The sequence below is a fragment of the Rania fehmarnensis genome (assembly GCF_056494185.1).
In genome coordinates this window covers 8,220,833-8,246,960 of record NZ_CM151398.1, presented here as the reverse complement: position 1 = coordinate 8,246,960, position 26,128 = coordinate 8,220,833, and the positions used below count along the sequence as shown (strand labels likewise).

Sequence of the window (26,128 nt, the reverse complement as noted above, 5' to 3'; positions counted from 1 at the left end):
ACAACAATTCCGGGTAGACCTGCGCATGGCAGGAGTCGTAGAGGTCTTAGCCTGGTAGCTAGCGTGAAGGGGAAGCGTGACTGCGTCACTATAACATGTCTTCGGACTGGTGGGGTGGTCTTGTGTACGGGAGTGGGACGTGGATGTTCTTTAGCTGACGCGGGGAAGAAGTAGGGGGACGAAGAGATGCTGCCTTTCGCGGAGCGAAAGGAGACGTTAGCACAGCACTCTCTGGAAGGCGTCCGTGTCGACTACTGACTGGGTTTGCAGATAGTTGTCAGCTTCCGCGATCAGTTGCAGGCCGGTTGCGTTGTTCATCAGCTGGCCCTGACGGCGCTGGGCTGCAAATGCACAGCCGGTGAAGCCGATGGCTGCAAACTCACGGCTGGTGTCGGCCAGGCGTGCTTGCGTTTGGTCGAGTTCGCCTTGCGCCTCATGGAGCCCAGCTTGTAAACGTGAGATGAAGGGTTGAACCCAGGTGCCGATTTCGCGCTTCAGGCGACTTATATCGCGGCGAACAAAGCGGAGCAGACTTGGGTCGCCTCCACGTTTCACTTCCATGAGCGCACAACGCGCGCGCAAGTCGATCAAGCTCACCCTGGCAAACTGATTCTGAAGTTGCATCGATTTGCGGAAGAGCGACCAGTTGTCATTGATGCGTTTCCACGAAGCCAGACCCTGGCCTAGGTAGAGATCGATTTGAGCTTGAGAATAGAGCATGGAAACATGGCGTTGTTGGAACTGTTTATACGGCACGCTTTGCTCCAGACGATCGAGACCCTCTTGGGCTTGCTCGGGCTGGCCGGCTGCCAATTGCAATTGCGGTAAGCCCGCGCTGCTGATACTGGACAGCAGAAAGAGATCGCCTCGGTCCTGGGCATCTTGCTGATATAGTTCCAGGCAACGCTTGAGCGAACAGAAGTCTCCCATGTGCATGTAGGCCCAGGCGAGCAATGATCGAGCCGTAGTCAACTCCCACCAGGCTTTGGGAATTCTCGACGAAAACAATCGCTCCGCTTCGATCAGTGGGGCGACGGCATCGGGCATACGAACTTGAAGAAAGGCTGTGCCACCCTTGGCCAAGTTGAGCATGCCAAGTGTATCGGTGTCGGTGCTGGGCGCAGCCAAAGAGATCGCCTGTGCCAGCAGTTGTTCAACGCGAGGTTTGGTTTTGGGACCAGGAGTCGCCGACAAGATGGCCTCCAGCGCCAGGGCTCGCACCAATCGCTTCGGTTCACCCGCAGCCAGCGCCGCGCGCAAGCCTTGGGTATGCAATGAGGCAACTGCCACTGGCTCTTGAAAGGATAGTCCCGATACAGCCGACCACATCATGTCAATGCGATACAATTCGTCGCTGGATGCCTGCTCTTCCAGCCGCGGTACGACTCTGAGGCCCTGTATGGCCAAGCGCAAGCGCTGGTAGATAAGCGAACCCACTAGCCCGACAAAGCCTTTGGGAAAATACATGCCGGTCGTGGCCAGAATCGATCGAACCAACAGGCGGCCTTCATCGGTGTAGCCACTGATGCAGTACTGCCTAGCGGCGGCCAGGCGAAGTTCAAGTGCCTCAGTTGACGGCGCCAACTCGGCCGCTTTCAGTAATGCTTCAGCTGCTTCGCCACCTCGGCCGGCCTGGCTGCAGGCTTCGCCTAATGATCGAGCCAGCTCGTACTGCTCAGCTTCGGTCGGCGACAACTCCAGCGCTCGCCGAAAGTGCTCGACGGCTTTCTCAAAAGCGAAAACGTTCTGTGCATTTTTGCCAGCCAATTTAAGATAGTGACAAGCACGTTCCGGTCTATCGCCTGCATCAAAGTGATAAGCCAGGGTTTCAGGCGACGTCGAATCGGATTGCTCCAGTGAATCAGCCAGATTGGCATGCAGTTTCTGTCGCTGTGGGAGCGATAAATTAGAGACGATGCTCTCCCGAATTCGATCATGGAATATCGTCATGGCGTCCTGTTGGCGGTCTCGATCGGATCGTAACCAACGGTTAGCACACAGCTGGTGTAATTGCCGTTCATCCACTGCGGGCAGGTTAATGGCTCGACAGACTACGTCAATGTTGATGGGCCGTCCCGCGACCGCAATCATCGATACTAACTGGCGAGAGTCTGCGGAAAGAGAATCCACTCGTTCCTGTAACACACTTTGAAGCGATGCGCATTGTTCAGCGCCACCGACAACTGCCACACTATCGGGTTGCTTGGTGCCGACGGCATGTCGTACTAGTTCTTGCACGTAAAAAGGCATGCCGCCCGATTCCGCCGCGATAGCATCATGTAGTGCCTGTAGAGACTCAGTTGGATCGGTCGAAACTACCGATTCGTCAGTTTCTAAATTCGATTGATACTCCACCAACAAGTCAGCGGCCAATCGGGCTGCATCGACAGAAGACAGTGGTTGGAGAGTGATACTACGGTGTGCGAATCGGACGGAAGTGTCTGGGGTGATGTTGGCTGTATGATCTTCGAGCGTTGGTATCTGCTCCAAGTGAAGACTCTTCAAGCAGGTGTTCGCGCTAGATTGTTCTTCGCGATACGCCAGAATCATTAGCATCTTGGCCGACGTTGCGGATGTAAGTAACTCCGCCAAGACGGTAGCACCGGGCACGTCGCCCCATTGTAGATCGTCGATAAAGAGTACCAACGGTGTGTTCTTTGCCAACGCAAACAGTAACTCACGCAGGGATTCAAACGCGCGGCGACGCAACAAGACGGGATCGGCGATTGAGTCCTCGGCCGTCGTGCTGCTGGGACCGGCAATCTTCAGCGAGCCAAGCACCGGAAACACTCGGCAAAGCAGTGGCATGTTACGTGGTAATAAGCTGCTCAACTCATCTTCTGCTAACTTGACCAGGTGTTTACAGAGTGAATCGACGAGCGAATCCAGGGTCTTGTAGGGCAGCGATTCTCGTTCATGACAACGCCCGCGTAAGACGACAGTAGATCCGTCGCCTGCGACTTCGCTCAGAAAGCTCTCAACCAGAGTTGTTTTGCCAATACCGGATGAGCCTTGAATGGTGGTAACCACTGGCTGCCCTCGGCGGGCAATGCCCAGCGCCCGGCGCAATTGCACAAGCTCAGACTCGCGGCCTACGAACGATCGAGACACTTGAAGCTGACTGCGCCAAGTTTCAGCTGAACTGATAGAGTGACCTTGAGTTTCGGCAGTTGCGTATCGAAGCATGCGCAGACGCTCTACAACTTCCGATCCAGTTGGGCGCTCGTTTGCTTCCGGTGCCAGTAGAGACAGGCAGAGCTCATTCCAGTCGGGCTGTAGTGAAGGTAGTTGCTGCAAAAGACTGGGAGGGGCCAGGTACTGTTTGGTAAGCAGGGAGTGTGGACCGGTCACGGGCAAAACATTGGTGAAGGCTTGATAGAGCATGACACCGAAGCTGTACCAGTCACAGGCAGGTGTTAACGGTTGGCAGGCAACTTGCTCGGGCGCCATATAGGCGTAGGTGCCAGCAAACTCTGGCAATGGGGCACCATGCATTTGCCGCCAATCAAAATCTGTCGCCAAACCAAAGTCGATGACAACCACTCGGTTATCGGACGTCACCAATACGTTGCTGGGCTTGAGGTCCCTGTGCAGAATGCCAGCCGAGTGCAGCGCCTGCAGGCCAAGGGCTAGCTGATAGAACAGCTCACTCAGTTGTCGAAGGGCTAGCGGCGATCCACCTTGGGAAGAATTGAGTGCTGAGGGGATGTTCCGAAGGGTTAGCGCCTTTATAAAGTTGGTGCCGTCCACCAACTCCATGGCGATGAACCAGTCATCTTCCGTTTGCATAAGTTCAAACAAGGCCGCCACGTTTTCGTGAGATACGTTGGCCAGGCGCCGGAATTCCTGTTTAAACCGCAGGATGCGCGACGGCTCTGTTTGTCGCAGCTTTTTGAGAGCCGCTGTCGTTTGGCGATATTCATCGTCGACTTCATACACGACTCCCATCGCGCCCGCGCCCAGAATTTGCCGCACGCGATAACGAGGCGTACCTTGAAACTTCAAATCTCGTTCCGATGGTAGTTCGATGTCGGAAACTGAGTCGTCCGGTTCCGGTTCTTCACTGCTGGGAGGTCGAAAGAAGTGAAGTAGTTCAAGGCAGCGCTTCGTCTTTTGGAAACTTTCGTAATCCGCAGGCGATAGTTCGCTGCCGACCGAAGAAAGTTGCTCCGAGGTTATTCCGAGTCTCAACGATTCATCCACGCCAATCAGCAGTCGAACCATCCAGTCGCTTTGCGAGTCTGTGTTTAATTCCGAATCGTGCTCCACATTCAACTTTCAAAATTCAAATAATTGCTGCGCAGCTGGTGCTGCGTTTCCGTCTTGTCTTTTGGAGATGTCGCAGAACACATCCGCTTCGGTAACGAGCCCCTCCCGAATCTCGCTACGGCTCGATTCGACCTCCCCAAGGCGAAGCCTTGGAGAGGTGACAGTCACCTCCCCCGGCGAAGCTGGGGGAGGTCGCAGACAAGGCGTTCAGCCGAAGTCTGCGGGAGGGGGCAGTGCGCCAGGCAAGACTCCTGCGGTTCTAACCACCTGCATGCCCAGACCCCTCCCGAATCTCGCTACGGCTCGATTCGACCTCCCCAAGGCGAAGCCTTGGAGAGGTGACAGCAAGCCCGTCGCACAAATGACTTAAAAGCTGTACTATTTCCAATCTTGAGTCTTAACCACTGTCTGATGGTACCTGTTGTATGAATCTCCTTATCCAATTGATGCAAACAGCGGAATTTTGGTTGTCACTGAGTTTGTTGGCTGGAGTAGTCGTCAATTTGTTTGGGGCCTGGAACTTTTTCCGGAAACCGGAGAAGAGTGCTCAGGATATCGGTCTGCTACTGGGCGATCAGGCCAGCCCACAGACTCGAGCGACGCTGATACTCATGCGTTTGGTGGGAGTCTGCCTGATTGCCTTGGCCATATTTTACTTCATAACGGCTTTAGGTCCGGTTCAACAAGCGTGGAGTGTCGTGGCGGCGGTGTTGGCGCGCGTGGTAGGTGTTGTGTTTTACGCGTGGAACTTGTCCAAGTATGGTGGTCCGCGTGCGTTTCGCGGTTACCTGGTTATCAACGCCGGCTTGGCCCTTGGCCATGCGGGCCTGTTAGCTCTTTCGACCGGTGGTCTGACCGCGCTGCATAGCTCGTGGAATAGTATGTTCTGGGTTATGTTCTTTCGGGGGTAGCATCAGCGCTGGGGAGTCAAGCGGCTAGCCAGTAAGGCGATAGCTTCATGCCATCGTCGCTGAGCGGTGTGGCGCGTTAAGTTCAGTGCTTGACCGATGTGTTCAAAGCTCAGGTTCTCAAGGTATCGCAATTGCACGACCGTACGTCGCACATCGTCCAGCTCCGCAATTCCTTCTACGAGGCGTACAAGCTCTTCCTGTGACGAAACTACTTTGCTGGGCGTTAACTCATCAAACAGCTGCAATGAATCCAGAGGCAGATTACCGCTCAAGTTTCGCTTTTTGGCCAAGAGTGCGCGTTTGCAGTCGATCGAGTGATTCTCGACGATCATTTTAAGCCAATTACGCAGTTCGCCTTCGCTGTGGCCGTTGAATTGGGGAAAACTGCGAATGGCCAATAGCAACGAGCCCTGTACGATGTCAGAGGCCGCCAATCGTGGCCTTAAATCGGAGTCGATCAGCCTCTCCGCAAGCCTGGTCAGCCAAGGACGATAAACCTCGAGCAGATTCGCCACTACCTCTTGGCCACTGTCCTTGGCGAGCCGAATTTTCTGATCGAAGTTTGGCTCGTTGTTGTTCACGAAGTTACTCTTGGGCAAGCACGGTCGAGTTCGGTCGCAGTCTGGAGGCAGAGGGCTGCATCCCATTTTAGCAAGAATCTAGCACTCGGCGATGCTGAGTTGTGTCTTGTATTTGGTGCACCATCTTGCTGTCATGTGGGGTGAGCGGTGCCTGGTCTACAGATGCAGGCAGTTCCTTAGTTGATCACCACCGGGGCTATGTCTTTGATTCAAGGCGGTGTTGGCTCAGCAGGAGCTTCGCCCTCCCGACTAGCGTTACAGGCAAGCGACTTGCCGGGTTCGAGCGGCTGGGGACCGCCGCTTGTCATGAGCACAATAAGAATATGCAGACATTTATCGAGAGGCCAGCGCGAAGTGTCTCCTTTCGCTCCGCGAAAGGCCGGATCCTTTTGCGGAGCAAAAGGAGACTATAATGCTCTTCCCCCATCTGCCCAATCGCGAACGCCGTTTCACAGGGAGACGCACACAATGGTTGGACGTATCGTAATCGTTCTTTGGTTGAGTATCTCGAGCGTAATACCGTTGCCGATCTGGGCACAGGATCAAGCCGCGGCGCCAACCAAGATCTCGCCACCACAACTCGATCCCGCAGGCAAGGAAATCAAGTTGCCAGCTTTGGCGAATGATCTGTGTTTGGGTGGCATGGGTCGTTACATCTTGATTCACCTTGCCGAACTAAAAAAAATTGCGGTCTTTGATGTCAACGACTTGAAGATCGCGGGATACATTCCAGCCGGAGACGACAATACCTGGTTTGCTGCCGGCGCTACGAAAGCTGTCGTAGTGAATGGATCGCAGGGCGTCCTATCGCGCTGGAACTTGCAGACACTCGAGCGCGAAAGGACTCAGACGCTTCAAACTTCAGGCAGAGTGACCGGACTTTGGATGGGTTGCAACACCGAAGGACCTGTCATCATGGCCAGTGACGAGCATAACAGGATGAACGGCTCCGAAATCGATTTGGCTACGCTGAACCAATCTGCCATTAAAGTTGACGGAAACGCCAGTCGACCTCTAAACAGTAATGCGCGCATCTCGGCTGGCGGCGAAACAATTGGGGTTTGGGAGAGCGGAGTATCGCCTTCAGGCCTGCAAGTGTACTACCGATCTGGCAATAGCTGGGTCGCCAGGTACGAACATACTTCCGTCGGCAGAATTATTCCCACATCGGACGGTCGACATCTGGCAACCCAAGGAGATGTGTATACCAGAGATTTGCAGCGGGTCTCGCGCCAGGAGAAAATCAATGATTTAATGTTGATACCTGCGGTTAATGGGCCACTTATGCTGGGCATACCAACCGGAGTCCAACTACCGGGCCAAGGTGGTAAATCTATCGATGCCAAGTCAAAGCTGTTTTTGTGCGGAGATTTTCGGGCACTGGCAGATGATGTTCCTCTTGAACCTATCTACACCAACCCGTTCGAGAGCCACCGAGAGCAGCTGGCCTTGGATAAACGCATCTTGTTTATCCCTGAAGCCAAATTGATTGTCGTCATACCGCCTACCTGTGATCGCCTGAAGTGTATTCCCTATGATGTTGAAGCTGCCTTGCAAAATTCAGCTTCCCAGTTTTTGATCGTTACTTCTCATCCTGCTGAGCAGATTAACGTCGGAAGTATGTTCGACTACCAAATCGAATTTCAGTCGAGCTCAAAGAACATCAAGTGCAATCTGGAAACTGGTCCCACAGGTATGACTGTTAGTCCAAGCGGACATGTAACTTGGCAGACCACGCCGGCCGCGCTACCCACGAACAATGTGGTTGTTTCAGTTGCGACCGACGATGGCCAGGAGGTTTATCACACTTTCAAACTGGATGTGCTGGGAGCCAAAGGCAAAGAGACCGACGCCACTATTTCATCTCCGGCTCCTGGTCCGTCGCCTTCGGCTCCCGGTGTCGATGTGGCAGAGTTAGAGAACGGTAAGAAAGAGTACAAACTACCGAGCTCGCATGGTCAGCTAGTGGCCGGTGGCGCGGGCCGATATCTCTTAGTTCATTTGCCGGAACTAAAGAAGATTGGTGTGTTCGACATCACGTTAGCCAAGATGAGTGGTTATGTGCCTGCCAGCGACGACCAGACACTCATAGCAGCCACTCAAGATAAATTGCTGGTGGTTAGTGTCACGCAAGGAGTTATCTCGCGTTGGAATCTGGCGAATTTACAAAAGGAGCTGACGGTCAACTCGCCATTCGCGGGTCCTATCCAAGCGATTGCGACCGGCTGTGCAGCCAACGGGCCAGCCTTGCTGTGTTGGTCGCAAGGCACCGATGCCCTGGCCAGCGTAACCTTCACGTTCTTGGATACCAATACGCTTCGGGAGATCGATGCGAAGTGGCCTGGCAATGGCCGACCGAGTGCGAGCTTCCGAGATAACTCGCAAGTTCGAGCTGCCAGCAACGGCAAATACTTTACCCTGATCGGCTCAAGTACCCAGGCCACCGTGATGCTCGAAGGCACTAAGGTGACCTCGTCCACAACGTTCGGAGGCGGGCACTCCACGCCTTCGGCTGACGGTAGGTATTACGCGGCTCAGGGGCACGTCAACAACTTTGAAGGCACCGCCGTCTCAGAGAAAACTGTCAACCTAGGAAGTATTGTGCCTGCGGTCACAGGTAGCTACTTCTTGGCTTTCGCCGTCGATCACAGCTTCAATGATGGGGCTGTCGACGGCGCCAAACTGTATATGTTTGGCGATAAACGGCCTCTGCTCAGCCTACCGGAGTTAAAACTAGAACGCTCCACCAACAGTCAGCGTTTCAATATGCCTTTCTATCCTGAACAGAGAGTGTTCTTTGTTCCAGATGCCAAGGTCGTCGTCATGGCTGCGGCTACGAACGACACTTTGACAATGAGGCGCTTTGATGTAGATGAAGCTTTGGAGAACTCGGGCATCGACTACTTGGTGGTGACCTCTCAGCCTCGTTCTACCCTCAAGAAGAATGAGACGTTTGAGTATCAAATGCAAGTCAAATCGAAGCTGGGCGGTGTCCAATACAAACTCGAAAGTGGCCCCCAGGATATGACTGTGTCCCCGCAGGGAACAGTCACTTGGAAAGTTCCGGGCAACTGGCGCGAAGCAGTCAACAACATCATCATCGCTGTCAGCGACTCGGGTGGCCAAGAGGTTTATCACACCTTTGCAATCGACATCCCTGACTTGCGGGAGGCGGAGGCCAAACGCGCGGCCAACATGCAGACTCAGCAACAATTAAATGCGGCCCAGGCGCGATTGGATCAACTAAAAGCCAAACGCAACCAGGCGTCGGCCGAACGCCAGCAACGTCAGAGAGCTGCGGCCCCTTCCGTCAAAAGTGCACCTACTACCGCTGTTGAAAAATTCTCGGTAAGGACCTGGAACGATAGTACTGGTAAACACCAAATCAGAGCCACCTTTGTAAAAGTGATCGATAAGAAACTAGTCTTTCTGATGGATGAGTCCGGCAAAGAAAAGACAATTCCATTGGCGAGATTGTCGCCTGAAGATGCCTACCATGCGGTAGAATGCGATCTCAAACGCAAGGCTGCGCTCACTCCGAGTGGTGATTCCTCGGACTCGCCGTTTGTCGACGCGCCCAGCGAAAGTTCTCGACCGCTATCCAAAGAAGATAAGGTCCAGCAAGAACGCATTGCTCAGCTGGAGACCCGTATTGGCGAGCTGATCACGATCATCGAAAACGAAAGTCCCGAGTCGTTTATTCCTAAGGTGTTCCATCCCGATGCGGTTGACCAAGTGCAAGCCGAGTCGCCATTGGACAAAGTCGCCTTACTGGAAAAACTATTGTCGATCAATCTCGATGCGATGATTGTAAATGGCGATAGCCTGTTATGGCCAGAACAACAAGTGGTCCTTGTTGAGCACAACGATCGTTGGTATCTAGGCAATTGAGGAATCATCGATGGCCCGTCGATTTGTGACTCTATTGGTTCTGAATTTTGCACGGTGCGTTTGCGGGCTGATGGCCGTAACCACTTGGGCTCAGCCGCCAAAGACTGAATCATCTAACACACCGGCTGTCGAAGTTGCAGCGTTTGAAGGTGAAACCAAGGTGGTTCCGTTGCCTGCCAACCTCAGGCAATTGGTGGTGGGCGGAGCTGGGCGTTACTTGCTGATTCATCTACCGGAAATAAAAAAGATCGGTGTATTCGATATTTCACAAGCCAAAATGACAGGCTATGTGGCTGCCGATAGCGATGACTCACTCATGGCCGCCACGAAAGACAAGTTATTGGTGGTCAGCCCCGGTCAACATAAGCTGACGAGATGGAATTTAAACACACGGCAAAAAGAACTGGTGGTTAGTATTCCATTTGCCGGCCCCGTTCAGTCGATTGCGGCTGGTTGTTCCGCCAATGGTCCACTGATGGTTACATGGTCTGCTACCAAGGATCCGCTGGCAGATGTGTCATTCGCTTTTCTGGACGTGGATACCCTTCGAGAAATCAAGGTGACCTGGACTGGCCAGAACAGCACACCACGTTATCGCGATGAGGTAATACTTCGAGCGTCTAGCAATGGCGATTACTTTACAATATCGAGAATGGGAGCCGTGCGCATCGAAGGCACGCAAGTGTCTGCTTCGCTGGACCCATTTGGAAGGGGGCACATGATCCCATCGGCCAATGGTCAGTATTACGCTCAGAATGGTGAGTTGGTCAATTTTGAAGGCACTTCCCTTTCTGGCGACCCGAATGCCTGGACAGACAAATTAGGTGGGATTGTACCATCGGTCACGGGCAACTTTTTCTTGACGTTTCCCTTCGAGGGCTTCAACGATTCCAGCGCCAAGGAAGATGCCAAATTGTATATGTTTGGCGACAAACGCCCCCTGCTGTCCATTCCTGGCTTGAAGATTGAATTACCAGCGGATAATCGATCGTCTCGAGACATCGTCTTTCCCACAGAACGCGTGACTTTTGTCCCAGAGGCTAAAGTCGTCGTCATACCGTCCAGTACCAATGACGCTTTAGTTTTGACGCGATTCGATGTAGACCAGGCCCTGGATGCTTCGGGTATTGACTATCTGCTAGTGACTTCAACTCCAGCGACCACAGTGAAGTTAGGCGAAAAATTCGAATACGTGTTGCAAGTGAAATCAAAGCTTGGCGGTTTGAAATACAAACTCGAAAGTGGTCCAGCGGGTATGGAAATAACAGCCGATGGCAAGGTCAGCTGGGATGTGCCTAAGAAGTGGACCGAACGCGCCAACCAAGTAATCATTACTGTTGGTGATTCTGGGGGCCAAGAGCTCTTCCATACTTTCACCCTCGATGTGCCTCAAGTGCGTGACGTGACTGTCAAGCCAAACACAAAAAAATCAGCTGCAGATTCGATGGATGCCAATGGCTTGCGCAGAAATGCCCGCAATGCGGGACGCAGTCCAACAGAGCCATCGCGCGAGGAACGCAGAATAGCTGCCGAAATCCGCAGCGAAGAACTCAGCCAGCGGCGCAAACAAGCTATAGCGGAAAATATCGAACGTCAGCGGGCTGCGAAAGAAGCCGCCAAGAAACCTGCTGAGCCACCGGCAGTCACATTCGAATCGCGAACCTGGACAGACACCACCGGCAATCACAAGATCGAAGCCTCCTTTGCCCGGATAGTCGATAAGAAGACAGTGATGCTCAAGAGTGCCGACGGCAGCGAGAAATCCATCCCCTTAAGTCGGCTGTCGCCCGAAGATATGTACCACGCTATCGAATGCGATGTCAAACGGTTGCAAAAAACTAAGTGAGCCATTACGCACACTGGTAGCCACCGTCGCCAGACGGTGGACTCTCACGGCGGCGAAATCCACCGCTTGGCAGCGGTGGCTACTTTCGTTTCGACGGGCTTGTTGCCACCGCTGGCCAAGAACTGGCATGCTAAAAACAGGCAGGCCACGAGCGGTCCGCCGAGGGCAATCATCCAAGCTCCTACATATTTCCAGTTCCAAGAATGCAGGCTGAGAAACGAAAACGCTTGCCAGGCCGTCAAGCAGACATCACCTAGTACCGCCAGGCAAGCCAGGGGGGCTAACCAGCGGATGAACTTCGCGCGATGAGCCGCTCCATAGCCTAAGCTGATCAGCACACCTACCATTACCAAATCGAACGCGATCCAAAACGAGAGTATGTTCTGGCTACCAAACCAGAAGGCACCATTGCTTTGGCTCAACACACCAATCCACGCCACCAATGTCGCAGCTAGTCCATAGTTCAACCGCTGCCACGTCACCGCGCGGACCCGCCTGACATTGGTCGTAAACATGCGTAAGCATGTATCCAGTGCAAAACGCGTGGGATGCGAACGCACGAATGCCATCAACACGGCCACCAGCATGCTGAAGTTGAACTTTGGCAGGCCGGTGACGTAGATCTCTTCCCATTGTTCAGGCCGTAGCTTGGCTTTGAACGCTTCGAGACCTTCGAAGCTATACAGCGGATCGAACAGGCGCCGCGTCGCGCTGAAGATCACTCTCACCCAGCGCGGCTGCTGGTAATGCGAGTGGTGGATATTGCGTAGCGGTGACAGACCAAGTGTCGCATAACTCTTGCCTTCGGTGGCCAGTGAGCGCATGGCGGCATCAATCAGGGCTTCGGTGGTGCCGTTAGGCGCCGCTGGCGTTCGCAGGAGATCTTCCAAGAAGAATCCATCGCGCGCATAAATGGGGACCAGTGACAGAAATCCGACGGCTGACTGTTCGCCGGATTCTGATCGGCACTCGGCCAAAAAGTACCGTCGCTCGTTGGCAAACGAAAATGCATCTAGATGAACCACAAAGCTCATGGTGGCCATCTTGTGCGCGCGTTGCCACTGGACGATAACGTGTTCGGCTTGTTGCCGCTCAGTGGAATGACTTTGTAACATGAGATGTGGGCTAACTTGCGTTACCGTCACGCCCTTGCGCTGGGCGCGTCGCCGCTGCGCCCCGATCAGCTTCATGCGTTTGGAATCGCTGTCCCAGCGCATTGGATTCCAGCAGGGTTGCTCGCCGATTTTGATATGCGTGGCATGCGACTGGATCTGCTCAGCGAAGCGGGCGGCCGTACCAAAGAAGCACACGCGGTGGCCCGATTGCCTGGCCGCCAGGGCAAATGCCAACGCACACTCAACGATGCGGTCCAGTGGACAAATGGGTGCACCGGCGACGACCCAAGTTCCCCAGGCTCGATAGTAGGCCACCACGCCTGGACCACTCGGATCAAACCAATATTCAAAGTACGGCTCGAGCGTTTGAAACGATGTATTGTTCCAGCCGTATTCCTGAATGAGCGCGAGCGCTCGTTGTCGAGAGTCGTTCGTCACTAAGGAACCGTAAAAAATAAATGACCGGACCCTAATCCCGAATTGGATGTGTCCACGTGCTTAGCTGTGTTCATCTCCGCTGGCAATTTCCTTCAACGCGGTTCGCGATTCGTGAATCGCTTCGAACCGAGTCTTGGGGTTGTCCCGCTGGAGGTTTCGCAGATCCCAATCGGATTGCACCAACACGGCATCGCTACCGAGTGCATCAACAACCAATTTGGCTGCGTAGGGAATCTTGAGCTCTTCCGTTTTGTCTTCTGAACGATACCACCGAGCATGCTTATAGGGCAGCCATTGCACGCGCGAGGGTGCGTTGTATTCGGTCTCCAGTCGAAACTGCACTACGTCAAACTGTAGCTCGCCTACGGCCGCGAGAATTGCGTCTCGCTTGCGGCCTTTGGTATGGAAAAGCTGGATAGCTCCTTCTTCGACTAGTTGTTCCAGGCCTCGATCAAACTGCTTGCGGCGCGACGTGTCAGGACAGGTTACGCTGGCGAAGACCTCGGGTGAAAACTGCGGAACACCTGGATAGCGGACTGGTTGACCTTGATAGATTGTGTCGCCCAGAAGGAGTTCGCCGGGGCAGACGACGCCGATGATGTCACCCGGGTAGGCCTCTTCCATGACTTGCCGATCTCTTCCGAAGATCCGCAGCGCTCTGGGCAATCGTACTTTGTTGCCAGTACGCTCGACAACCACTTCCATATCGCGCTGGAATTCTCCGGTGCCAATTCGCACAAAGGCGACTCGATCACGATGCATCGGATCGAGGTTTGCTTGTATTTTAAACACGAAGCCGGAGAAATCATCGCGATGCAGATCATCTGCTGCATGGGTCGCGCGCAAGCTCGGTGGAGGACACAGGCTGATGAATCCGTCTAAGAAAAGTTCGATACCATAATTGGTAAGTGCGCTGCCGAAGAAAACTGGGGTTTGTTTGCCTGCGAGAAACTCGGCAGGCTGAAATTCATGACCCGCATATCGAACCAGCTGCAGCTCTTCCGCGGCTCGTTTGATCACTTCGCTGTTGTACGTTCGCCCAGTCGGAGGGGTTAGCGGCATTTCATCCAAGTTCAATGAACCAGCGTCATGGTCGGTAAGCGCACTCCAGCTGAGTTGTTGCGTACTACCGCGACGCTCTCCGGTTTGATCGAAGAACAGATGCAGTTGATCGCTATTGAGATCAACAATCCCGAGGAACTCGTGAGAGCTTCCTACAGGCCAATTCATCGGCACGGTCTGAATGCCGAAATTCTTCTCGATATCGGCGAGAGTCTCTAACGGAGAGTGGCCGGGCCGGTCAACTTTGTTGACGAACGTGATGATGGGAATCTGGCGAGCCGAACAAACGCGGAAGAGTTTCTCGGTTTGCGATTCGATCCCTTTGGCGGAGTCGATAACCATCACCGCCGCATCAGCTGCCATGAGAGTCCGATAGGTGTCTTCGCTGAAGTCGTGGTGCCCGGGAGTATCGAGCAGGTTGATCTGCTTGCCGAGATACTCAAAGGTGAGCACCGTTGAGCTCACGGAGATTCCACGCTGTTTCTCTAGCTCCATCCAGTCCGACTTGGCCGCTCGCTGGGATTTTCGTCCGCGTACCGCGCCGGCGACGTCGATCGATCCACCGAACAAGAGCATCTTCTCTGTGAGCGTTGTTTTGCCGGCATCGGGGTGAGATATGATCGCAAAGGTGCGCCGACGCATGCGCTCGCGTTCGATGTGGGACTCCAATCGGCTCACAAGACATTCCCTTTAACTAGTAGGGATGATGATGCTGAGCGATCCGACTCCTGGAAACTCGAAATCGCGCTGCAGTGAATAATTACTAACGAATGCATGGCGCGGGTCGGAGTTATCAAATGTACGAACTTCTACAGCGATCAATAGCGGTCACGGGCAGCGTGTCCAGACGCTCACAGACAACGCAGGCACAGGAAACCAGCGGTCGAAACAAGCGTAAACAGAGAGTTGACTAAGGTGGACACATGCTTCGAAGTGTAGCCGATGTTGGTGCAAGCGGCAAGTCAGGTCGAACTCTCCCGTGCGTTCGTCAAATAGCCGGCAGAAGGCCAGACCGGAAGTGGAAGAGGCAGCCAACGAGCCGTCTTGACAAAAACTTTCTGTAACACTTCGAGTTCGCGGTGCCACTAATTTAGAGCGGTATGGCTCAACCATCTACGACTGCGCCGACTGGCTCATCCTCCAGCGTTTTTAGTGTATTGCCGAATTGTTTCTTTGATGTCAGTGCTTGTCAGAAGGTACGAAGATGAATTTGCGATCAGTCTTGCTTGGTAGTGTTTGGCTGAAGAAAGTAAGTCCGGGGCGACCGGGGATGGTCTTGGCTCTCGGGATGCTACTTTTCTTACCAATGGAGACGAATTTGGCAATTACGGGCTGCGCGATTACCAGAGCTTTTGCAGGCAGTTTGGAAGACGGTCAGGCTTATATCGAACAAGGGGAATATCATCTGGCCATCGACTGCTTCACGCAATACATCGAAAGTCATCCGACAGAACCACTGGGTTATCGCGGTCGCATCGAATCGCTGTTGATGCTGCGCAAGTATGCGGACGCCATGCGCGATGTGGCCAGATTCAATGCTGTGGTTGTTCCTGCCGACCCAGGCTCGATCGCGTGGATACTGACGTACTATGAGGCGAGGATGGCAGCGGACCCCAGCGATGTGGCGGCGCTAACCGGCGGGAGTTTTGCTTACTGGTGGAACTTCGATTATGCGACTGCGCTTGTTCATCTCGCATCACTAAATAGCATAGCGCTAGACAATCCCTACGGAATTCTATTTCGAGGATCATCGAAGTTGTTGGCTGGTGAAGATCCGGTAGGCGGCCAAGCGGACTTTGAGGCGGCTTTGGGGCTTGATCCTTTTAATCCGCACGCGCGTTTCATCGTTGCAGATGGTTATACCTACGGTCTTCCCAATCCAAGTCGCGCTTTTGTCGAAGCCAGTTTGGCTCGGTTGGGTGGACTCGATACGCCACGCATCAATGCCATCTTGGCGGCCAGTTTTGAGGCTTTTGGAAATATGCCAGTCAGTGCGTATTTTCTGCGTCGACACATTGATCAAGTAACAATGAATCTAGTCGTGTTGGCTCCACTGAGCGGCAATAAGACGCGCGACGTGGTTTTTGAACCAGGGATGACCATTGAGATTCCTGTGACCATTCAAGCTGGTAAGAAGATCCGCATTGAGACGGCCAGTCCCAGCGATGAAGTGTACGATACCATCGCCGTCTTGCTAGCTCCCAATGGTATTCCACTGACCGGCAGTGATGATACGAATGAGTATTTTGCCGCATTTCAATGGACGGCCCCAGTTACGGCTACTTACAAACTGCGCGTAACCACATTCGAGGCCGTCGCCACGGGGTTGGTTAGAATTCAACGCAAGTAGCAGGCACGGCCCCCTGCTTGGCGAGATGGTGTTGAGCATTTCTAAGCACGTGGACACGTCCACGTGCTTATCTATAGAGCCCACTTTGGGTGTTTCTTGTGTTAGGCCGAGAGACGCCAGAGAGTGAGTTGAATGGCAATTACTCTTGCATTAGAGTTGTGCATCGAGCGGCCATTTTAGCGTTGCTTGATGTATAAACTTTATCCCCTCTACAGTCGAAAAAGCTTGTAGGTGGATCACAAGTTTGTTAGGCTTGTCACTCCTCTATCTCCTAACCCCTCAGCCGCGAGAATAGCCGTGCGACTTCGTCCAGTATTGAGAGCTATTAGAAACAATTCCCGTTTCAACAAGATTTCACGAGTACGGTTGGGGCTCATTGAGGCACTAGAAGATCGCCGGCTGATGGCGGTGCTTGAAAACTTCGACGGTGTCGTCGCTCCGGCGTTGCCTTCTGGCTGGGTGCAGACGGCCACTCAGTCCAATACTTGGGGCACGCTTGCAAACACCAGTGATACAGCACCCAATCATGCGTTTGTCGCTAATGCGTCGGAGGTCAGTGAGAGCATACTCACTAGTCCTAGTTTTGTACTGTCAGCATCAACGCCGTTACTAGATTTTAGAAACAGCTTCGACACCGAAGCCGATTTCGATGGTGGTGTATTGGAGATAGCGGTCAACGGCGGGGCATTCGAAGATATTCTGGTGGCTGGCGGCAGTTTTGTTACTGGCGGATATGTTAGTACTTTACAGACGGGCAGTGGAAATCCTATAGAAGGCCGCGCTGCTTGGACCGGCAGTTCCAACGGTTACATAACTACGGCCGCTCTGTTGCCGGCATCGGCACTCAATCAGAATGTTCAACTGCGTTGGCGATTTGCGACGGATGGGAGCGTTGCTGTTAGTGGTTGGCGCATTGACACGATTTCGTTGGCATCAGTGCCCACGGATGACTATGGCGACGCGCCAACTCCCTATCCGGTAACGCTGGCTGAGGACGGTGCGCGGCACGCCTCTGCCGGGTTGCGGTTGGGAGCAACGGTCGACCTGGAAAGCGATGGTGTGCACAGTGCGACGGCCGAATTTGATGGAAGCGACGACGATGGTGTGTTGATCAACGGCAGTTTTCTAAGCGGACTGAATAAGTCGATCTCAGTAATTGCTTCCCAAGCTGGTGGCCTGCTCAATGCATGGGTTGACTGGAATGTAGATGGAGATTGGTCGGATTCCAATGAGCAGATCTTCACAAATCAAGTTCTGGCAGCAGGTGCGAATAGTTTGAACGTCAGTGTGCCCGCGGGCTTGGTTGCCGGTACAAGTTTCGCGAGGTTTCGCCTGAGCACCACATCGGGTTTGAGCTTTACGGGCTCAGCGCCCGACGGCGAAGTAGAAGACTACAGGGTTACCCTTGCAGAACCAGGCGTCGGCAATTGGGAACCGCTAGGACCATTCGGTGCGACCAACGGTCAAGTTGAAGGCATTGCCAATCGGCCAGTGGTGGGAGCCTTTCACACTGTTTTGGCGCACCCGACCAATGCCAATATTCTATACGCGGGGTCCGTAAATGGAGGCGTTTGGAAATCTAACAACGCCACTGCTGCTCAGCCCAATTGGACGCCACTGACCGATGCCATGCCGTCCCAGTCTATTGGCTCGCTGGTCTTCGATCTGGCCGACCCAACTTCCAATACCATTTACGCAGGCACTGGTCGCTACAGTAGCTTTGCACAGATTGGAAACGCACGTATCGGTCTGATGCGTTCGACCGATGGCGGTCAGACTTGGCAAGTAGTTGATGGTGGGGGTGTTCTCCGTGGCAAAAACATCTCAGGTATTTACGCCAACGGGAATACGATTGTTGTATCGGTCAATGTCGCTGATGCATTTACTTTCGCGAACATTGGCATATTTCGAAGTACCAATGGTGGTGCGACGTTTACGCAAATCGCTACGGGTAATGGTTCAGCCACGGGCTTGCCTGGTGGCGTGAGCTATGACTTGGTACACGATCCGATCACCCCATCGACTCTGTACACATCGACTGTATTTTCTGATCTGGTTGGCGGACTCAATGGAGTTTATAAATCGACCGACAGTGGTGCCACTTGGACGCGCGTCAGCTCGGTTGCTATGAATTCGCTGATCACCAACAACACCAGCAATTTGGAACTGGCTGCAGGGAGAAACAACGAAGTCTACGCGGCTGTTATCAATGGCGGCGTAATGGCCGGGCTCTTTAGGTCCGCCAATAACGGTGGGACTTGGACGCAAATGGACAGCCCCAAGACCAACGAGAATGGCACGGATGTTGGCCTCAATCCAAGTGGCGGCAAAGGTCCTCAATCGGGTGCGCCGGAAGCGATCGCTGGCGGCCAGGGTAACATCCACTTCTCGATCGTGGCTGATCCCACCGATGCTAACATTGTTTACGTCGGAGGCGATCGACAACCGCGAGCCAATGGCGACACTGGAGGATTCCCGAACTCGATTGGAGCTCAGGATTTCTCTGGTCGGTTATTCCGCGGTGATGCCAGTAAACCTACCGGGACTCAGTTCGTACATCTAACCCATCGCAACGACATCGCCGCGTTGCCTGGCGGGGGTACGGCCAGCAATAGTTCGCCACACGCCGATTCGCGCGAAATGACATTTGATGCCGCTGGTAACCTCTTGGAAGTCGACGACGGTGGTGTCTATCGCCGGACATCACCGCGTGACAATACAGGGGACTGGTTCTCCATTGTAGGTGACCTTCAAGGCACTGAAGCGCACGATGTGGGCTGGGATTCGCTAAGCAATGTAGCTATGACCGGCAATCAAGATACTGGTACTACCTATCAATCTTCGGAAGGCGCTGCTACCTGGATTTCTATCTCAACCGGTGACGGCGGAGACGTTGCGATCGACAACATTGAACGAGCGGCCAGCGGTCAGTCTGTCCGCTACTCAAGCTTTCAAAACTTAGGAGCTTTGCGTCGGACGGTTTGGAGTTCAGCCGGCGCGCTGGTAACAACCTCTTTTCCAGCACTGACTCCATTGAGTGGATCTCCAACCATTGGGGGAGCATTTCGCACGCCGGTTGAAACCAATGCGGTCGTTGGCGCTCGATTGATCATTTTAGGTAACAACGGACTGTTCGAGTCGTTCAATGGTGGGAATTCGGTAAGTCGCATTGGCACAGTTGGAATCAACAACATCACGACCAACGCACTTGCATATGGTGGCGTGCAGAACAATGTCGCCAATCCTGATGTGGTTTGGGCAGGCATTGGCAGCGACGTCTACGTGCGAACATCGGGAACCGGCGGTGTCAGCTTGACAGTGGCTGATCCCACAGGCTCGACAATTCGTGATCTCGCCGTGAATAGTCGCGATTGGGCCAATGCATTTGTGATCGATGACAATCAAGTGTTTCAAACGACAAATGCTGGTAACAGTTGGTCCGATGTGACAGGCAACAGCTTTCCGACCGGAACCGAATTTTGGTCCATTGCTTTCGTGGCAGGCCCGCTCAGTGGCGCAGTTATCCTGGGTACCAACATCGGAATTTTTATGATGTCCACGATGCAAGTCGGTGTGTGGACCGCACTGGGTAGTGGACTGCCAAGGGTTCTCACGTATGACATGGATTATGATGCGGGCGACGATGTCTTGGTTGCAGGTACACTCGGTCGCGGTGCCTGGCTACTAAATGATGTATCCACATTTCTTCCGGCACCTGCGACCATTGTGGAGCGTGGTATTTTCTACAATGGTTCTACGGGTAATTCAGGGAATGCGTTCGCTTCGGACAAACAAGCTTTGTTGCCAGGGCAGACATCGACGTTTCAGAACTACACCAGTTTTGTTCTGGGTATCACCGGCATCTCAATCGACATTAAAGATTTACCACTTTCGTTGACTCCGCTCCAAATGCTTAGCAACTTACAATTTGCTGCATGGAATGGGATCGATGTAGCCGGGTTTACTGCCTTGCCAGGTGCGGCAACTCCGACCGTTAGCGCTATTCAGGCCGGAGCCGGCAATGGCGGGTCGACCCGTGTCTATATAACCTTCCCCAGTAATTCGCTCCGCAACACCTGGCTGCGCGTAACTTTGCTGGCGAACACGACTACAACGCTGACTGAAAATGACGTTTTCTACTTCGGTAATGTGGTAGCTGACATGAACGTCGGTAATACGGCCACTCGCTTGCGAGTCAATGCGGAGGACACCGCTGCCATTCGGCTCCATCAATCTCCCCTGCCGAACTCGGCGCTAGCCAGCAATATTTACGACCTAAACCGCGATGGCCGAGTGGACGCACAAGATACGTTTTTTGCCAGGACAAATCAGCAACCCTTGGGGATCGTGGCCCCAATAACAACGCCTGGCCCGGTGCCTGTACCAAAGACGGGTGACCGCGTAAGGGAATTGATCGGCCCCCCGGTTTTAGCTGCGGCTTTCACTACGTCAAATGTGCTTGAGGAAAAAGCACGGGTATCGAGGAGTATTGGGTCGAGGAGTGTTGGATCTAGAAATTCTGCTATTAAGATGGAATCCCTGTTGGTCCCGCCGGATGCGGCACCTGCGGTCGACTTGCCAACAACGGATAGGCTATTTAGTCGAACAACAGTTGAGAGTTATTGGACGACGCCAATCGCAACTCGAAAACTGCGGCTAGTAGACAATTATTTCGCCACCTTGAATTCTACCGACTCAGTCTGACACATGTCTCGCAACTTGATATTGGATCTGCCATGAGAACTAATCTTGTTTTACCTGTTGTATTGTGCTTGGCCCTTGGCTGGCTCAGCCAAGTGGCTAGTGCAGATATGGTACTCACGGTGGGAAACGATACCTTTGCACCTGATGCCGGAATTCAATCGATTGATATCCTCATTCGCACTGACGCTGGGGACACTTCGCTGTTTCTGACGGCGGACTTCCAATTGGCCGCCGGCGTCTTTCCTACGACGGCCGGTGTCTTTGGCGAACCTGGAATGATTGGGGTCGGCAATATTCAGGACCCACCCTTTTCGCAGTTTGTGAGTGCTGGAAATGATAGTGCAACTCTGAGTCTCGACTTTACAAATGCTCAACCGTTCCCAGGCACCGACACCTTGTTGGCGAGAATGCTAATCGACACAACCGGCTTGGCACTTGGCACCTATACCATTCAAGTTACTTCCGTCGCGGCAGAAGTGGGCATTACTTCTGTGAACGGTTCCTTCACGATTTCCACCGTTCCTGAACCCAGTTCGCTGTGCCTGGTCGCAGTTGCTTCTGTGTGTGCTTTTCGCCGACGAGGGTTTGGTAGCCACCGTCACCAGGCGGTGGTTGCGTAGCGTGAGATCATTCACCGCCTGGCGGCGGTGGCTACGAGTGCGGTAGCCACCGTCACCAGACGGTGGTTGCGTAGCGTGAGATCGTCCACCGCTTGGCGGCGATGACGTGCTTGGTAGGCGAGCTCAATTTCTTCTCTCGCACTGCAGTACAGTAACTCTGCCTGCCTTCGGTCTGTCCCATTCTGACTGCAGTGCGCCGACTGCAGTGCACCGACTGCAGGGGCCGCGTTGAGATGACTGCAGTGTCTGAAAATTATCTGTAAGGCAAATTTTTTTGCCTGCCGTTATTCCCTGTAAAAACAGGGATTTCTCGCTTCGTTTGCGTGTGCAGGCGCAGATGCTCGCCTGGCTTGGAACGCCAGTTGTAAAGGGTGGCTTGAACTCAGTTCACCAGGTTGCCTTTTACAGGAGCGCATTGGCCATGAGCAGCTATTTCACAGAGCCGGGTCAGGAGCCCTGCCCTGCCTCGCCAGTCTCACAAACAGACATGGATTCAAATGCCCAGTCCATAGTGACTGCCGTCATCGTTGATTCGCCATGTAGTTCGACCGCTCGAGCGCATCACAGTTCGACTAAAGTTGATGAACTTGAGAGGACCAATGTCTCTACCGGGCCGTCAGCCCTAGAAAGCTTTCTCAATAACTTTCTGCGAGAAGAGAACATCAAGTGGATGTCGATTATCGGGGCGGCCATCGTGTTGGCTTCGTCGTTGATGTTGGTGACACGCCAGTGGACGACCTGGTCAACTGAGCTGAAGTACTTAACCATTTTGGCTTACACGTTTGCGACGTATTACAGCGGCAGTTTCGCTCGGACGCGACTGGGTCTTTCGACCAGTGGTCGCGTGATGGAACTATTGTCGTTGCTGCTGATGCCGTTGTGTTTCATCGCGTTGGGCTGGTTGGACCAGGCCGCCTACAGTGGCATGCCACTGTTTGAAAAGTTGCTGTTGGTCGTTCCGGCCTTGGGGCTGACCTATCATGCAGCTTCGCGGATCTTCGCCGACATCTTACGCGGCTCTCAACCTACTTTTTTGATCAGCTATTTGTTGCTGTCGGCCGCCGGTGCATGGCAACCGCTGACTAGCCCATGGGCGAGTGGCCTGTTCGTTCTAGCCGCTTGGTTGGTGACCAGCGTGGGTGTCATGAAAGTTAATCGTCACATCTTCTGGCTCACGGAAGAAACCAAGCAGCCACGCGTGCTGGCCTTTCTGCCTGTGGTCTTACTGGGCAGCATGTTCGTGATGTTGGTTGCCACCAAGGCGCTGCCGATGCTTGCACTACATTGGCTGGGCACGGTTTGCGTCATGTGTTCGAGTACGATCTTGCTTACGGCTCGATCAGCGGCTGAGGTATTCAAACAGCGGACGGGTAACTTGGTCAGACCTTTGCCCTGGAGTCTGATGGCACCGCTGGTGATCGGGCTGGTGGTGATGGCTGCAGGTGTGGTGCTCTCGGGTGATGGATTTTCTCTGCGAGGACCAACCACGATCGCCATCATCCCAACGGCCTTACTGGCTAGCGGCTTGTTGTGCGTCGTCGCTTGGGACACGGGGCTATCGGCATTTGTGTGGCCGGCTTTGACTCTAGCAACTGTGGCCTACCAGGTTTCGCCGGTCTTATTTCGCAGCGCACTATTGCAATTGCGAGACTCCGCCGCCGCGGTCATGAACGAATCTACGTTGCCGCTGGCATTCTATGGCATTACCTACATGCCACTGGTATGCATACTCATTGCAGCCGCCGCATGGACTATGAGAGGAACTGGTCAGGCGCGTAGTCGATGGAGCGTGTTTGCCGGGCCAACTCGCATGTTCGTCAGCGGGTTGATGTTGATTCTATTTGTAGCGGCGCTGACCAACCTGAAGGCGCTCGCGATCGTGGTGGCGATCAACACCCCGATTCTGCTGGTTATGGCCATTGCCTTCCGCGAACGAGTATATGCCTGGCTAGCGCTCACCAGTCTTGTGCTTTGTAGTTTGTTGTTGTTTCCCTTTGGTCATTCGATGGGCTGGTGGGAGTTGTCGCTAGCGGAGGCGCCGACGTCGGTAGCCGGGTTGGGTCTGCTGCTGGCCAGTGTGCCGGGGCTCGATCGCTGGCTGGCACGCATCCCATCGATGGTCGATAGTCGCTGCGCGCTGCGGCATAACAGTCAGCCAACACTTCAACCGGCGCCGGTCTGTATCACACTAGGATATTGCCTGGCCTTCGTCGCAGCCGTTGCCTGGTCGACCATCAGCGCTCTAGAGTTACCGATCATCAGCACGCACTTCGCTGTCCAGTGGATTTTGATCGGAGCCGCATTTTTGACGGCTACGGTTCGTACTCGCGATTACCTGGCGGCGTTGGGATTATGGTCGGTCATGGCCATTGGCTCCGCGTTACTGGCCGCTACCTGGACACTCGATTTCGCCAGTTGGTCGACTTGTGTTTCGATTGGCTGTGCGGTGTTGACGCTCAGCCTGTTGTGGGTGCTACGACGGTGCCAGGACATCATGGCCGTTGATACCTGGCGCTCGATTCGAATGAATTCAATTCTTTTGTTGCCCATTGATCAGGGACACAATCGCCTTTATGACGCGTTGGTGGGACATCGTCCTGAGGAAGACAACGGCGGTCGGGTGCAGTTGTTGGCGACCTTGTCGGTCGCACTGCGTGATCTGAGTCTGGCGATAGCTCTGTGCCTGGCCGCCGCCGTATTAGTGCCAGCTTCTATTTTGTTCAACCTGGGCGTGGCCAGCGTCATTCCGCCGGCCACTATTCTGGTGATGACACTGTGGGGCGGTGTGATGACCTATCTCCATCGTTCGACGTTTGGCGCGCTCGCTCTGGGTATCTTGGCACCTCTCAATATTGTTGCCGTCGTGTTTGGATTCTTGCCGACTTATCACAGCTTCGAAAGCCAGGCTCTTCTGTGGACAGTCGTAGCAGTTCTCGCTCTGCTGGTTGCCTCGATGGACCGAACCACTTGGCTCAAGTCAACTTGTGTCTGCAGCCAGGTATGGTTGATGGCCATGAGCGCACTGAGCCTGGTGGCTACCGATCCGGTATTTCGCATCATAGGTCTGACAGCCGTGGCTGCTATCGCAATCCACCATTGGCGGAGCATTGGCGGAAAACAGTTTTCGTTGATCGCCATCTTCGTGAACGTTCAATTGCTGTTGATGGTGCTTTACGGCGCTGGCATCGAGGGCTACTGTGCAAATTGGATATTCGATGCACATCGGCACATCGCGTGTGCCATGTTGATGCCGACACTAGCAGTCAGCCTACTCGCACTCGAATCTCGTTGGCTGGTATCGCAACCGCTGCTTGCCTTCTGGTGGGCAAATGCTCTGCGAGTCGCCAGTGTGCTGATGGCCGCATGCATCGCTAGTTTTGGGTCCGCCATGTTGCCCTGGATGATTGTCGTGCTGATCGGCGTGGCTTTGTTCGCGGTATCGGAGTTTCTAAAAGCCAAACGCTTGCAGCTAGAAGTGTATGTCTGGAGTGGCCTAAGCATCATCGCCAGCTCGATCGTGTGGTTGGCCGGCCTGGGAATTCTGGAGCTAGGGGTCGGAACCAGCCAATTCATTTTGGTTGTGGCAGCTGGTATCGGACTCTTGCTGCATCGCCTGTTGGGTAGCCAAACGCAGTGGCGGGTCTTTGCACGACCCATGTTCACAATTGGTATGGTCTGCCCCGGAGTACTGACTGGCTTGGCGGTGTTTCATCAACTCGCCAGCGTGCAACGCGTGTTCGATCCGATCGGCACATTGACCATGTTTGCAGCCGCCTTTATCTACTTCCATCAAGCGTATGTGTTGAAGAACAGACTGTGGCTGTTGTTGTCGATTGCCATTTTGAACACGGCTATTCTGCTGACTTGGTATAGCCTTAACTTTCACGATGCACAGTTTTACTGCGTCCCGATTGGATTGTCGGTGATCGCCGTGGTGCAATTGCTGAAACGCGAATTGCCACGTGAGGTCCATGATCCACTGCGATACGTAGGCTCGCTAATTGTCCTGGTGTCTCCCATGTTCCACATTCTCGACGGAAGCTGGCTGCACTTGGTGTCGCTGCTGGTGCTGTGCGTGTTGGTGGTCCTGCTAGCGATTGGATTGCGACTGCGAGCACTCCTGAATGTAGGGACCGCCTTTCTGCTGGCTGACCTGGTGATGATGGTGGTGCGGTCATCGATCGATCACCCTAGCCTGCTGTGGATCAGCGGACTGGGCATCGGCGCGGCCGTGATCTTGCTAGCGGCGGTCTGCGAACGGCATCGCGAACAAGTGCTCAGTCGCATTCGCCTGTTGAGCGCCGAATTGGCAACTTGGAATTAACGATTTCTGTTTTCGCT

The 26,128-nt window shown here is 53.9% G+C and carries 11 protein-coding genes; 7 read left to right on the top strand and 4 right to left on the bottom strand.

The genetic code is table 11. From position 1 onward, the window contains the following. Positions 1–216 precede the first annotated feature (216 nt). Complete coding sequence (locus tag SH573x_RS27925) at positions 217–4,224, bottom strand: protein kinase domain-containing protein (RefSeq protein ID WP_479351345.1); 4,008 nt, start codon at positions 4,222–4,224, stop codon at positions 217–219. 470 nt (positions 4,225–4,694) lie between these two features. On the opposite strand from SH573x_RS27925, the gene SH573x_RS27920 reads away from it, so the two are divergent. Continuing rightward, positions 4,695–5,180 carry a hypothetical protein gene (locus tag SH573x_RS27920; protein ID WP_479351344.1) on the top strand — a complete coding sequence of 162 codons (486 nt, stop codon included), beginning with the start codon at positions 4,695–4,697 and terminating at the stop codon, positions 5,178–5,180. A gap of 2 nt (positions 5,181–5,182) precedes the next feature. Here the strand turns inward: SH573x_RS27920 and SH573x_RS27915 are convergent, their stop codons facing one another. Then, entirely contained in the window at positions 5,183–5,761 is a 579-nt protein-coding gene (locus tag SH573x_RS27915) for a sigma-70 family RNA polymerase sigma factor (RefSeq protein WP_479351343.1), read from the bottom strand. A 468-nt stretch (positions 5,762–6,229) separates the two neighbouring features. Here SH573x_RS27915 and SH573x_RS27910 point away from each other — a divergent pair, with 468 nt between their 5' ends. Then, complete coding sequence (locus SH573x_RS27910) at positions 6,230–9,652, top strand: SHD1 domain-containing protein (RefSeq protein WP_479351342.1); 3,423 nt, start codon at positions 6,230–6,232, stop codon at positions 9,650–9,652. A gap of 10 nt (positions 9,653–9,662) precedes the next feature. Further along, positions 9,663–11,498, top strand: coding sequence for an SHD1 domain-containing protein (locus SH573x_RS27905; protein ID WP_479351341.1), 1,836 nt, complete (start codon positions 9,663–9,665; stop codon positions 11,496–11,498). A gap of 44 nt (positions 11,499–11,542) precedes the next feature. Here the strand turns inward: SH573x_RS27905 and SH573x_RS27900 are convergent, their stop codons facing one another. Next, a complete protein-coding gene (locus SH573x_RS27900) occupies positions 11,543–13,051 on the bottom strand; it encodes a phosphatidylglycerol lysyltransferase domain-containing protein (RefSeq protein WP_479351340.1) in 1,509 nt (502 codons plus the stop codon). A gap of 60 nt (positions 13,052–13,111) precedes the next feature. Beyond that, positions 13,112–14,791, bottom strand: a complete 1,680-nt coding sequence (locus SH573x_RS27895; RefSeq protein ID WP_479351339.1) for a peptide chain release factor 3 — start codon at positions 14,789–14,791, stop codon at positions 13,112–13,114. Positions 14,792–15,317: 526 nt separating this feature from the next. Between SH573x_RS27895 and SH573x_RS27890 the strand changes: the two genes are divergently transcribed. The 4 genes from SH573x_RS27890 to SH573x_RS27875 all read left to right on the top strand — a co-directional run bounded on the left by SH573x_RS27890 (position 15,318) and on the right by SH573x_RS27875 (position 26,111). Beyond that, entirely contained in the window at positions 15,318–16,463 is a 1,146-nt protein-coding gene (locus SH573x_RS27890) for a tetratricopeptide repeat protein (protein WP_479351338.1), read from the top strand. 402 nt (positions 16,464–16,865) lie between these two features. Beyond that, positions 16,866–21,167 (top strand): GEVED domain-containing protein, encoded by a 4,302-nt coding sequence (locus SH573x_RS27885; protein ID WP_479351337.1) that lies wholly within the window; start codon positions 16,866–16,868, stop codon positions 21,165–21,167. 32 nt (positions 21,168–21,199) lie between these two features. Continuing rightward, positions 21,200–21,787 (top strand): PEP-CTERM sorting domain-containing protein, encoded by a 588-nt coding sequence (locus tag SH573x_RS27880; RefSeq protein WP_479351336.1) that lies wholly within the window; start codon positions 21,200–21,202, stop codon positions 21,785–21,787. Between the two features lie 487 nt (positions 21,788–22,274). Continuing rightward, positions 22,275–26,111 carry a hypothetical protein gene (locus SH573x_RS27875; RefSeq protein WP_479351335.1) on the top strand — a complete coding sequence of 1,279 codons (3,837 nt, stop codon included), beginning with the start codon at positions 22,275–22,277 and terminating at the stop codon, positions 26,109–26,111. The last annotated feature ends 17 nt before the right edge of the window (positions 26,112–26,128 follow it).